This is a genomic window from Vreelandella sp. ssv (assembly GCF_059448525.1).
Genome location: NZ_CM182545.1, coordinates 2100821 through 2113273 on the forward strand (window position 1 = coordinate 2100821; position 12453 = coordinate 2113273).

Annotated in this window: 13 protein-coding genes; 6 read left to right on the plus strand and 7 right to left on the minus strand. The window is 52.3% G+C overall.

Annotated features, from left to right (window positions below; genetic code table 11):
- The first annotated feature begins 23 nt into the window (after nt 1–23).
- A complete protein-coding gene (locus AC5TBW_RS09665) occupies nt 24–1409 on the plus strand; it encodes a 3'-5' exonuclease family protein (protein ID WP_495511849.1) in 1386 nt (461 codons plus the stop codon).
- Nucleotides 1410–1419: 10 nt separating this feature from the next.
- Here the strand turns inward: AC5TBW_RS09665 and AC5TBW_RS09670 are convergent, their stop codons facing one another.
- Together AC5TBW_RS09670 and AC5TBW_RS09675 are read right to left on the minus strand one after the other, a co-directional pair.
- A complete protein-coding gene (locus tag AC5TBW_RS09670; protein ID WP_495511850.1) occupies nt 1420–2223 on the minus strand; it encodes an alpha/beta fold hydrolase in 804 nt (267 codons plus the stop codon).
- A gap of 42 nt (nt 2224–2265) precedes the next feature.
- On the minus strand, nt 2266–2934 hold the full coding sequence (locus tag AC5TBW_RS09675; protein ID WP_495511851.1) for a 7-cyano-7-deazaguanine/7-aminomethyl-7-deazaguanine transporter: 669 nt from the start codon (nt 2932–2934) through the stop codon (nt 2266–2268).
- Between the two features lie 601 nt (nt 2935–3535).
- Between AC5TBW_RS09675 and AC5TBW_RS09680 the strand changes: the two genes are divergently transcribed.
- Complete coding sequence (locus tag AC5TBW_RS09680) at nt 3536–3856, plus strand: ArsR/SmtB family transcription factor (RefSeq protein WP_495511852.1); 321 nt, start codon at nt 3536–3538, stop codon at nt 3854–3856.
- A 28-nt stretch (nt 3857–3884) separates the two neighbouring features.
- Here the strand turns inward: AC5TBW_RS09680 and sohB are convergent, their stop codons facing one another.
- Nucleotides 3885–4928, minus strand: coding sequence for a protease SohB (gene sohB, locus AC5TBW_RS09685; protein ID WP_495511853.1), 1044 nt, complete (start codon nt 4926–4928; stop codon nt 3885–3887).
- 181 nt (nt 4929–5109) lie between these two features.
- Here sohB and AC5TBW_RS09690 point away from each other — a divergent pair, with 181 nt between their 5' ends.
- Nucleotides 5110–5421 carry an SCP2 sterol-binding domain-containing protein gene (locus AC5TBW_RS09690; protein ID WP_495511854.1) on the plus strand — a complete coding sequence of 104 codons (312 nt, stop codon included), beginning with the start codon at nt 5110–5112 and terminating at the stop codon, nt 5419–5421.
- Between the two features lie 23 nt (nt 5422–5444).
- On the opposite strand, the gene nudC is transcribed toward AC5TBW_RS09690, so the two are convergent.
- The 4 genes from nudC to AC5TBW_RS09710 are packed head-to-tail and all read right to left on the minus strand — an operon-like array spanning nt 5445 to nt 8253.
- Complete coding sequence (gene nudC, locus AC5TBW_RS09695; protein ID WP_495511855.1) at nt 5445–6227, minus strand: NAD(+) diphosphatase; 783 nt, start codon at nt 6225–6227, stop codon at nt 5445–5447.
- On the minus strand, nt 6220–6957 hold the full coding sequence (dnaQ, locus tag AC5TBW_RS09700) for a DNA polymerase III subunit epsilon (RefSeq protein WP_495511856.1): 738 nt from the start codon (nt 6955–6957) through the stop codon (nt 6220–6222). The genes nudC and dnaQ overlap by 8 nt, the downstream gene beginning before the upstream one ends.
- The gene (gene rnhA, locus AC5TBW_RS09705) at nt 6957–7427 is read right to left on the minus strand and encodes a ribonuclease HI (RefSeq protein WP_495511857.1); all 471 of its coding nucleotides are present in this window, start codon (nt 7425–7427) and stop codon (nt 6957–6959) included. The genes dnaQ and rnhA overlap by 1 nt, the downstream gene beginning before the upstream one ends.
- A gap of 4 nt (nt 7428–7431) precedes the next feature.
- Nucleotides 7432–8253, minus strand: a complete 822-nt coding sequence (locus AC5TBW_RS09710) for a class I SAM-dependent methyltransferase (RefSeq protein WP_495511858.1) — start codon at nt 8251–8253, stop codon at nt 7432–7434.
- Between the two features lie 167 nt (nt 8254–8420).
- Between AC5TBW_RS09710 and gloB the strand changes: the two genes are divergently transcribed.
- Genes gloB through AC5TBW_RS09725 form a run of 3 tightly spaced genes read left to right on the plus strand, consistent with a single transcriptional unit; the run spans nt 8421 to nt 12414 of the window.
- A complete protein-coding gene (gene gloB / locus AC5TBW_RS09715) occupies nt 8421–9188 on the plus strand; it encodes a hydroxyacylglutathione hydrolase (RefSeq protein WP_495511859.1) in 768 nt (255 codons plus the stop codon).
- Between the two features lie 30 nt (nt 9189–9218).
- Entirely contained in the window at nt 9219–10445 is a 1227-nt protein-coding gene (locus AC5TBW_RS09720) for a transglycosylase SLT domain-containing protein (RefSeq protein WP_495511860.1), read from the plus strand.
- 43 nt (nt 10446–10488) lie between these two features.
- Nucleotides 10489–12414, plus strand: coding sequence for an extracellular solute-binding protein (locus AC5TBW_RS09725; protein ID WP_495511861.1), 1926 nt, complete (start codon nt 10489–10491; stop codon nt 12412–12414).
- Nucleotides 12415–12453 lie beyond the last annotated feature (39 nt).

Below are 12453 nucleotides of genomic sequence, written 5' to 3' on the forward strand. Positions count from 1 at the left end.
TTCAATTTCCAGCATGGCGCCGCATGAGCGAAACAACTTTAATTTTTGTCGATGTTGAGACCACGGGCACTCGCGCAACGCGTGATCGAATTACTGAAATAGCCGCTCTTAAAGTCATCAACGGCAAAGTAAGTGACCGCTGGTCGAGCTTAATTTACCCAGAGTGCAAAGTACCCGCTCAAATTACTCAGCTCACAGGGATTCATGACGACATGCTCAGCGACGCCCCCCGCTTTGGGCAGATAGCTGAGTCACTTCGTGAGTGGCTGGGTGACGGCCAGCTCGTGGCGCACAATGCACGCTTTGACTATGGTTTCTTACGCAACGAGTTTAGGCGCGCCGGGCAGGATTACAGAGCGTCCTTGATATGCACACTGCGTTTATCTCGCCGTATTGCCCCTCAGAAGCGTCAGCACAACCTCAACGCCCTGCTTAGCCACTACGGCATCACAGCTGTCCGCCGCCACCGTGCTGGCGACGATGTGGAAGCACTCTGGGCCCTATGGCAAGCGTGGCAAATTGAGCATAGCTATGAAGTGTGGCAGAGCCTATTGGGTGATGAGCGCCGCCATCGGACGCTGCCCGCCCATCTTGATAGCGCTCAACTCGAAGGGTTACCTAACAGCCCTGGCGTTTATCTGTTTTACGGCCACAACCAGTTGCCTTTGTATGTCGGTAAAAGCATTAACTTGCGGAGCCGTGTATTAGGCCATTTTCAGCGCGACCACCAAGATGACAAAGAGATGCGCCTAGCCCAGCAAGTTCAACATATTGATTGGGAAGAGACCGCGGGTGATTTAGGCGCCCAATTACGCGAAGCACAGCTGGTTAAAACGCTGATGCCGATCATGAACCGGCAGCTACGCAAACAGCGTAAGTTGACTACTTGGCACTGGGAGGAGCAAGCCTGTCGCCCTGAACTTCTCGACGGCAACGCCTTGGACCAACCTCTAGGCGGCACACTGTATGGATTATTTCGTAATGCCCGCGAGGCCAAGAATGCGCTTCGAAGTATTGCCGAGGAGCAGCAGCTCTGCCCGCGGGTGTTGGGGCTTGAAAAAGGTAAGGGGCGCTGTTTTGCCAATCAGATAGGCAAGTGCCGCGGGGCATGTAATGGCCAGGAGTCGCTAACAGAGCATACCCAGCGGGCTCAGGCGGCGCTTACGCAGTTACAGGTGAATGTTTGGCCATGGCCGGGCAGCATTGCTATTGAGGAGCATTCAGCGAGCGCTAAAGCACCTGCATGGCATGTGGTTCGTCAATGGTGCTATCTAGGCAGTGCATCAAGTCTTGAAAAAGCACAAAAGCTTGCAGATACACCTGCAAGCTTTGACGTGGATAGCTATCGCATACTGAACCGTTTTTTACGTTACCCGTCACAGCATGGTCTAACAGTGACACCGCTCTGAAAGTAAAGCTTTACTGCCCATCTATGAACGCCATGACCGCTTGCTGGAAAGCTTCTGGTTGATCGGCATGTAGCCAGTGACCGGCATTTTTAAGCGTTACCACTCGGGCGCGGGGCAGCACTTCACGGAGCGTAGGTAACATGTCGTCGGCTACGTAATGAGAATCACCGCCGCGCAGCACCAGCGAAGGCCCTTCGTAAGGCTGCTTGCCATCCGGCACGTCGATGATATTGCTATAACCTCGCTTAATCTCATCTAATCCTACTCTTAGCACCATCACATTATCGTCATTGCGCACAAGGTTGGTAGCCAAAAACAGCCGCGTGGGCCTGGAATCGACATGCTCTCCAAGTAACTCATCGGCTTCGCGGCGATTTTTGGGCTGCCCTTCCCGCACATTGTCTAACGCGGCAAAGACATCGTCATGACCGTGCTCATAAGCCACTGGAGCAATATCGGCCACCACCAACGACGCCACCCGCTCAGGCGCCAAACGGGCCAAACTGATCGCAACTTTGCCCCCCATGGAGTGGCCCAGCACATGAGCGCGCTCGATCGAGAGCTTATCGAGTAGCGCGATAACGTCACCGACCATAGTGGTGTAACGCATTCCCTCCACATGGGGCGAGCGGCCATGGTTGCGCAGGTCTAATGCAATCACACGGCGAGTGCGCTGCCACACTTTTAAATGTGAACGCCAATTATCGGCACTACCTAGCAAGCCGTGGATCACCACTAGCGGTGTGGTATCCGCTGCGGCTTCTTCAGCGGGCAGATCGATAAAATGGAGATCAACGTTGGCAACGTTAGTCATGCTTGCTCCTAAACCTTAGCGGTTACGGTGGTATTAACGCGGTTAAGCAGTGCGTGGAGTGGCATCCACTTGACCTGTCCAGACAACCAAGCGGCGCGTTAGCCAGGCAAGTAACAAGCCATACAGCGGCAGGAAAAACAGCAGGCTGATGGCTAACTTAATCGCATAGTCGACGGCTGCAATTTCTATCCAATTGGCGGCCATAAACGGGTCTGGGCTGTTATAGAACGCCGCCGAGAAGAATGCAAAAGTGTCGGCTAGATTACCCAGCACCGTCGAGCAAACGGGAGCCACCCACCATGCCCATTGGCGTAAACGGTCAAACACCTGAACATCCAGCAATTGGCCAATCACATAAGCCAGAAAGCTTGCGAGCGCGATTCGGGCAACAAAAAGGTTCCATTCAGTTAACGCCCCAACCCCAGCAAAGCTACCGCGGGGAAACACGACTGATACCACGTAGGAAACCAGCAGCGCGGGCATCATAACGCGCAGAATAATCGATCGAGCCGGCCCTTTACCAAACAAACGTACCGTTAGATCAGTGGCTAGAAAGATGAACGGAAAGCTAAACGCGCCCCAAGTGGTATGAAAACCAAACAGCGTAAACGGCAGCTGAACTAAATAGTTACTGGCGGCAATAATGCCAATATGAAAAGCCACCATGACCATTAGGCAACGGTGGTGCTGAGTATCACTCAATACAAACATGCAGATAGACCTTTTTTTGATAGATAAGAGGGGTTAGGGAACCCTCGGGGAGTAAGTGCAGCTAGTAAATCAACGTTGATAAGACGAGCACTATTCAGGGCAGAACATTATACGGCTTCTGCGAGGTATTAAAAGTCGGGTAATGAAAGCTGCCCTAACTGTCGGTGGCTGGAAAGCGGCCGTCTACTAACACCTACTTGAAGCTAGCAATCGGATCAATGGGTTCACGAACCCGCCCACTCAGGCACCGCTGAGTGGGTAGCCACCTCCACAGTAGGAAGCGGCTCATATGTCGCTATCTTTATTGTCATGGAGTGATAGAAGGATTGTTGACACTGCAGGGAGTAAATAGTCAATTCATCCTCATGCTAGGGGCGGAAGACCCGCCTAAACAGTAGTGAAACCAGCCCCATTGTCGACAAGCGAGCAAACTATTGCCTACCATTGATTAATCGTTAAACAGCAGCTTGGACAAAACTCGCTAAATTACTGATCATTAAACAACTTGGTCCTCGCGACGCGACGATGCCTCGACAACGTAAACGCCTCTAAAACAATGCTTATAAAACGCTGATGTAACAGTGTAGGCAAGGAGATCATTATGTCTGCTTCTACAAGCGCCGCTACACGCCTGCTTGAACATAACTGTCGCGCTATTGAGGCGGGAACCAACCTGCTAAAAGCGCTGGCCAATGAAAAACGACTGCAAATACTCTGTCTGCTTGCCGAAAAAGAGCTGTCGGTGACGCAAATTAATCAACAACTTGCGTTAAGTCAGTCAGCTCTTTCCCAGCACCTTGCCATATTGAGACGTGACGGGCTTGTCGATACCCGACGAGAGTCACAAACGATCTATTATTCTCTGAGCAGTGAAAGTGCCAAGGCAGTGATCGATACCTTGGCACATCATTACGCCGCATAAACGGCCCTTTAGAGACCCAGCGTAAAACTCAGCGCCGCTGCCACCCAGCGGCGTCGATTAGACCAAGCGCCTTAAGTGCAGCTTTTTCGACACCTGCCGACACTGCCAAACCAAGCTTTCGACTGACGGTTTTGGGTGCCTCAAGCTTGACAGTGAATACGTGAGCCTCTGCCATACGTTCAACCAGATAGGCTTCGCTGGTACCCACACTGTCAATAAGCCGTTGGGGCAAGGCTTCACTGCCGTACCAAATTTCCCCGGTGGAAATCGTATCCATATCCATGGCGGGACGGCGCTCAGCCACATAGCTTTTAAATAGGTGATGGGTGTTCTCTAAGTCTTCTAGAAACTTTGCTTTCCCTTCTTCAGTGTTTTCACCCAACACTGTCAAGGTGCGCTTGTATTTACCGGCGGTCAGTAGCTCAACGTCAATATCGTGGCGTTTAAGCAAACGATGGATATTAGGCACTTGCGCCACCACGCCAATAGAACCAATGACCGCAAAAGGCGCAGCCTTGATGTGCTGCGCGGAACAGGCCATCAGGTAGCCACCACTCGCCGCTACTTTATCAATACAGACTGTTGTGGTTAATCCTGCCGTGCGTAGGCGGTCTAACTCAGCGGCAGCCAACCCATAAGCATGCACCAGACCACCTGCGGACTCTAGCCGTACCACTACCTCGTCGTTTTGGGTAGCAACATCAATAATCGCTGACACCTCTTGCGCGAAGTGCTCGGTTTGCGATGCTTTCAGGTCACCATGAAAATCAAGCACCCATACTCGCGGTGGTTGGGCCGTTTCTTGATGCCCCTTGGGTACCTTTTGACGTTTTTTATCCTCGCTACGGAATGCTTTCAGTAGTTTTTTGCGAGCACTTGGCAGCGTAGCGGCTAGCCGCAAACGGCGGCCACGGCGACGGCGCTGGTCATTGAGCGGCTCAATACAAAGCTTCAAGTCGCTCCCTTTGTCTTGTTTCGTTCGCGCTATGAGCAGCAATCCAATGCCTATTAGCGTCATAACGATAGTGGTTTGCACAACAAACATGCCTATTTCTGCTATCCAATCATTCATTGACGATCTCCATTAACAAAATTGATTCTTTTATGACGAACACTTTGCCAAAATGTTGCGGGGAGCTACCACGGCGCTTGATTGAAACGCATGTATGAAATAACCTCACCTGCCACTACGATTGTTTCTTGAGGCTATTATCGCTAGCCTTAGTCTGATTTACCTAATTGAGAGATATATTATGTCCAACAATACCCTTGAGAAGCTGAAAGCGCGTTTCAACCCCGAAGCGGCCGAGGGCATGAATGAAGTTTTCCAATTCCATTTCTCGGATGCGGGCAGCTACTACTTGAACATCAAAGATGGCACGTTGGATGTACAAGAAGGTGAGCACGATGATCCTTCCGTCAGCTTAAGTCTGACGACAGATACCCTTAAAGGGATTATGAGCGGCGATATCAATGGCATGACGGCGTTCATGACCGGCAAGCTTAAAGCGACCGGCAATGTCATGCTGGCCACTAAGCTGACAAGCTTATTTCCCAGCGAATAATCGCCCTACCTGCACCCTGCCGTTTATTCGCGCCAGCGTGCCAAATGGGTTTCGATCAATTCGCGTGAAATCGAGTAAGGCGGCGGTAGAGATGGAAGCTGGCGAGGCGAAAACCACGCAGCATCGCTAATCTCTACCCCATCAATGCGAATACGACGAGTCGTTGCTTCGGCAAAGTAACCAAACATTAGTGAGTGTGGGAATGGCCATGCTTGGCTCTGGTAGTAACGCAGTTGGTCAATATGCACGCCCACTTCTTCAAACACCTCCCGATGCACTGCCTCTTCCGCAGATTCTCCCGGCTCGATAAACCCAGCCAACGTTGAGTAACGACCTGGCGGAAAACGTGGACTTCGCGCCAACAGCATCGCTTCCCCACTGGTCACTAGGGTAATAATGCAAGGTGAAATTCGGGGGTAATTGCGGTGCCCGCAAGCGTGACAGTGCATGGCAAATTCTGAAGTAAGCTTGGTGGCTGGTGCACCACAGCGCCCGCAGAAGCGGTGGTTTTCTAACCATGCACCCACCTGAAGCGCCGTAGAGAGCAGACTAAACCAAGCGGTGGAAAGCTCGCTCATCCATTGTCGACCGTCAATCCAGCCACTTCCAGCCTGAGGCTCAACCAGCAGTGCTACCGGCTCATCATCCCAGTAACACAGTGGCTGCATCTGCTCTGTCCAAGGCTGATAAGGCTGCAGCGGGGTTAGCTCGCCACTGCCGGCTAACGGGGCAGGCGCCAACATACTGCGCGAAAGACGAATTACCCGGCCGGCCGGTTCATGATGAGGAATTTCTCGCCTAAGCATCGCTGGACGCACCCTCAAACCACGTTAGCTGATGCGCTTCGCACTTCGCCTTATGCGCCGCTTGCTCTTGCTCGGTTGGGCGCACCACGCGCAACTGACCTGGCGTGAGCGATAGACGCTGAATCGATAGCCCTTCATTAGAGGTGTCAGCCTGCTCCTGCTCCGCTGCAGAGGCCGCATCTAACGTCAGCGCAGTTTGCCCACCGGTCATCGCCAAATAAACTTCCGCGAGGATTTCGGAGTCTAAAAGAGCGCCGTGTAAAACACGGTGGCCATTATCAATATCATAACGCTTGCACAACGCATCGAGGCTATTGCGCTGGCCTGGGTGCATGGCCCGGGCCATCGTCAAGGTATCCAACACCGCGCAGTGATCACGCACCGGCCCCAAAGCAGGGGCTTTACGCCGCTGATTGAGCATGCCCAGTTCGTGGTCAATAAACCCCACATCGAAGGGGGCGTTATGAATTACCAGCTCGGCGCCTTCAATAAAGGCCCAGAAATCGTCGGCTATTTCCGCGAACACCGGCTCATTGGCCACTCTAGCATCGTCAATCCCGTGAACGGCGACCACTTCAGCATCGATATGGCGCTCGGGGTTAATATACTGATGATAGGTGCGGCCAGTAAAACGGCGGTTAACCATCTCAATCGCGCCAATTTCTACCAAGCGATGGCCATCTTTAGGGTCGATACCCGTAGTCTCAGTATCTAGGATTACCTGGCGCATCACGCTCTCCTTTTTTGGTGCTCATCAATGGCTTCATTGGCCAGTGAGTCAGCCCGTTCGTTTCCAGGATGGCCGCTGTGCCCTTTCACCCAGTGCCATTCTACCCTGTGGCGTTGGGTCTCTTCGTGCAGCGTTTTCCATAGTTCAGCGTTCTTAACCGGTTGCTTAGCAGCCGTTTTCCAACCACGCTTTATCCAATTATGAATCCACTGTGTAATACCTTGGCGAACATATTGTGAGTCCGTCCATAACGCCACTTCACAGGCCGTATTCAACGTTCGTAAGGCCATAATAGCGGCCATTAACTCCATACGATTATTGGTGGTGTCTGCTTCGTATCCTTTTAACGTCTTTTCGTGCTCGCCGCTGGCTAGCACAACGCCCCAACCGCCAGGGCCTGGATTGCCCCGACAAGCTCCATCGGTGTACACCGTTACCCGTGGTAGATGTCCGGCAGCCTCTTTAGTCAATCTCTTAATCCTTGTTTTGATGAGCCTTTGCTTGATGAGTCTGAGCGTTAGTTGGGAGCTCTTGGTAAGGTTGGTAGTGGGCCGATGATCCTGATCGGGTGACACCTAATGAGGCGGGAGAAACGGGGGCCTCTAAGCCAAACTTCAAGCGCTGCACAGGTGCGTGACGCTGTCGGCGCTTGGCTTGAATCATGTAGCTCTCACCTAGCGGCAAGTTATGTCTGCGCCCTAACGACTCCCAATACTCACCGCACTTGGCATTCATTCGACCACGAAAACAACAATAGTCTACCCGCTCCACCTCAAAGTCGACAAACGCCAACCAGTCGCGCAAACGACTAGCAGAACGCCATGTGCCGTCCCAAGGAAACTGTCCTTGTTTTTTACGCCACTGGCGAGCCAGCCCACTTACACCAATGGGGTTAAAACCAAATAGAACCAAAATGCCATTATCGGCGGTCACCCGCGCAGCTTCCTGTAGCGTGAAATGGGCATCGGTTAAATACTCTAGCCAGTGATGAATGACCATCACATCCAAACAGCGGTCTGGTAGCGCTAGGTGCTCAGGTGGGCATATTAAGGTGTTATCACTATAGGCTAACTGACGAGTAGGCGACCAGCTTATAGAGTGAGGAATTGCAGACATGGTCATTAATGCCGGCCCCATGCTCAGTTCCAGGCTGTGGCCGCCCACCCGTGATTCCACTACCGGTCCTAAACAGGCTCGCTGCGTTTCCCATAGCGAACGGCCAGCTTCGGACTGCCAATAAGGATGGCTACTTATTAAGCGCTTAGCGAGTGTCTTGGCCGTGGTCGAATTTGACATGAACAGCGCTTCCCTCCACAGTAACTGCTTTTGAACGCCTTGGTTACACCGATTCAGTGCTACTTTCTTAAGATCGAGTTTATGATCAAGAAGCAGCGCTATATTTAGCGTTTTGACGCATATTGGTTACTGAATTTTGTATTTTCGAAATCTAAAGGATCTCGCCGATGATGAGCGTGACACCGATCCCTGCCCTTAGCGACAACTATATTTGGCTATTAAGACAAGATAACAGCCAAAGCGTTTGTGTGGTGGATCCAGGTGAAGCGGCCCCCGTGATCGAGCTTCTTGAACGTGAGTCGCTAACCCTCGAAAGCATTCTGATCACACATCACCATCATGATCATACCGGTGGTTTAGCGGAATTAATTAAACGCTATTCGCCATATGTCATTGGCCCAGCCAATCCCAATATTAAAGGGATTGATAAAACGGTTGGCGACGGAGACGAAGTCCGCATCATGGGCCGTTTATTTGATGTCATCGCGACACCTGGCCATACGCTGGATCATATCAGCTACTTTACTTCGGGTATTCCGGCGCTCCTTTTTTGCGGCGACACTCTTTTTTGCGCTGGTTGTGGCCGTTTATTCGAAGGCACTCCAGAACAGATGTTTGCCTCATTGAACAAATTTACGGAACTACCTGAAGATACACTGGTCTTTGCAGCCCATGAGTATACGCAGGCAAACCTTACGTTTGCCCGTGCTGCGGACCCTGAAAACGAAGACGTTAAACACGCCTTGCAGGAGTGTGAAAAGGCGCGGGCATTGGATCGCCCCACCTTACCCAGCACGATAGGACGCGAGCTGAAAATTAATCCCTACCTTCGCGTGGGCACTGATAGCGTGCGCCAAGCGGCAGGTACTCAGGGTGTTAATGACAATGATCTCGCTACGTTCACCACTCTACGCGAGTGGAAGAACCGTTTCTAAGAACGCTATCGAAACCAAACGAATGCAACTATGACCTATCGAACGATTCGCCAGCGCTTAATGCTGAGCGCTGGCAGTACCGTAATTATGGGCCTAATGTTAGCCGCTGCGGCAAGTTCTCAAGCCTATGAATACACCCCGGGATCGACAAATGCAGCCACCGCCTCATCGAGTGCTGCATCTAACCTGTCGTCAAGCGATACCACGCCCTACCCTACACCTTTCCAAACCCATTTTTGGGAGGCGCTAGAGCTTGAACCCCAGGATGCCTGGACTACCTTACGTAAAAGCTTTCAGTGGCAAGAAAAATCGTTGCCAGCGGAAGCGCAGGCACGGGTGGATGAATGGATTGAACACTACCGTTCGAGCCCGGAAAACATTGTCACAATTACTGAACGCGCGACTCCCTGGCTTGCCTGGATTACCCAGCAAGTGAGTGAGCGTGGGTTGCCTGGTGAAGTGGCCTTAATACCGTTCGTGGAAAGCTCTTTCGATCCCGGGGCGCGTAGCCACCGCGGTGCCGCTGGCCTATGGCAGTTCATGCCAGGCACGGGTGACGCATTGGGCTTGGTGCGTAACGGTAGTTATGACGGCCGCTTAGATGTAGTGACATCGACCGGCGCGGCGCTGGACTACCTGGAAATGCAGGCAGACCAGTGGTACGAAGGTGACCTTATGCTTTCGTTAGCCGCCTACAACGCCGGCGCGGGTACGGTTAATAACGCCCAGCGTCGTGCGCAAGGGCAAGGCCTGAGTGGCGATTACTGGGATCTCTCACTGCCCTACGAAACCATGCAGTATGTTCCTAAGCTGAAAGCGATCGCCACTATCATCAACGACCCTGAGAAGTACGGCGTTCGTTTACCTGAAATCCATGTCGATCCTGCCTTCGCTAAAGTGCAATTAGCTCATGCGGTTAGCTTGTCAGAAGCGTCACAACTGCTGGATGTCAGCCAGAGAGCATTAGCCGAATTAAACCCCGGCTTGCTCAATGGCAGTATTGATCCGCGCAGCGCGCAAACACTGCTAGTCCCGGAAGAGGTTGACACTCAGGTATTGGCTCAGCTTTCTCGTGGTAACGTTCCAACGATCGCGCAGTCCAACAGCAATGACACTCACCGAGTGGAAAGAGGCGACAGTCTCTCAGCGATTGCCGCTCGTTATAATATTGACCAGCAAGATCTAATCCGCTGGAATGCAATTGACCGCCCCAGCGCTTTACAACCGGGCCAACTCCTGACACTTTCAGGGCGTTGAAACCGGGTTAAATAGTTGGCTTTGTTCACATGGGATGTCACCAATGCCGCGTGGTCTGTTTTTGGCGAAATCGCTTCTGCTCATCTGTGGCTTGCTTATCCACGTACCGTTACTGGCCACAGAAGTAACCGCCAGTGTCGATTCACCAATCAGCGCTTCAAGCGGCAATGTTGTCGGTGATTTACATACTGACGCTAACAACGTGGTACCTGTTGAGACCGTTCACGGGCTATCGCTTTACGATAGCCCCGAGTTACCCGCTGATTTCCCCTACTTCCCACATGTAAACCCGCAAGCCCCCAAGGGCGGTACCATCACCCATACTGCCGTGGGGGGCAGTTTCGATTCTACCAATCCCTTTATTATTCGCGGCACGCCTGCTACCGGCGTTTCGCAAATTTACGATACCCTCATGGCCAGCAACCCGAATGAGCCGTTTAGCCTTTATGGATTGCTAGCTGAGGGGGTACGCCTCGATCCTGACCGGCATTGGATCGAATTTGACCTGCGTCCAGAAGCACGCTTTCAAGACGGCGAGCCCGTCACTGCTTATGATGTGGTGTTTTCGCTGAACCTGCTACGTGAAGAAGGCAACCCGTTTTACGCCAGCTACTACGCTGGCGTTGACGAAGCCATTGCCCTAAACGAGCATCAGGTACGCTTTACCTTTAGCGATACTGACTCCAGAGAGCTGCCGTTAATCGTTGCTCAACTGCCCATACTGCCGCGCCACTACTGGGAACCGCGTGAATTCACCTCACCCACGCTAGCTGCGCATCCTGGCTCTGGTCCTTACCGGATTAGCGAAGTAGATCCAGGCCGGCGCATTGTTTATCAGCGCGATGAAGATTACTGGGGGAAAGACCTGCCGGTTAACGTTGGTCGCTACAACATTGATCGGATTGTGTATGACTACTACCGGGATCGAGATATTGCCTGGGAAGCGTTTAAAGCGGGCCTGACGGATTTTCGTATTGATGCCCGCGCTGCCACCTGGGCAATTGGCTACGACTTCCCAGCCTATGAAGAGGGCTTGGTGAAGCGGTTGACAGTGCCCGACGTGAATCCTTCCATGATGCAGGCATTCGTCTTCAACCTGCGTAAAGAGAAGTTCCAAGACCCTCGAGTGCGAGAGGCGTTGAGCCTCACCTTCGATTTTCCTTGGCTCAATACCAATATTTTCTACGATACCTACCGACGTACCGAGAGTTTTTTTCAAAATTCTGAAATGGAGGCAACCGGCTTACCTTCAGATGCAGAACTGGCGCTCCTGGAGCCTTACCGAGAGGAGTTGATAGCTTCCCATGGCTCTGACCGTATCTTCACTGAGCCGTTGCCTATCAATGAACCCACGGAACTGCGGGAACGATTGCGTAAAGCGCTTGGCCTTCTTCGTGAGGCTGGGTATCGCGTTGAAGACGGCATTCTGGTGAATCAAGCAACCGGACAACCCTTAAGCCTGGAGGTTTTACTCTACGACTCCGGCCTTGAGCGTGTGGTCCAACCCATGCTGCGCAATATGGCTCGGCTGGGCGTTCAAACCTCACTGCGCATCGTTGATATCAATCAGTTTTTAAATCGGCAGCGCAATTACGACTATGACATAGTGATTAGTCATTTCCCTCAGTCCAATAATCCAGGAAATGAGCAGCGCGACTTCTGGACCAGTGCCGCTGCGGAGGCGCCACAAAGCCGTAACCGCATGGCACTCGCCCACCCGGCTGTGGATGCACTGGTGGAAACGTTAATTCGGGCCGATGGCCGCGAAGAGCTCGATACCGCGGCCAAGGCACTGGATCGGGTCTTGCGCTGGGGGTTTTATGTCATTCCCCATTACCACTCAGGGGAAACTCGCATAGCGATATGGGATAAATTTGGCTATCCCGAACCTTTTCCAAAGTACGCTATGGATATGGATGCGTGGTGGGTAGATACCGACCGTGAAGCAGAACTACAGCTCCGCCGCTGATTGGTAGTATCTACGACATATTCGCAACGGTTTATTCTC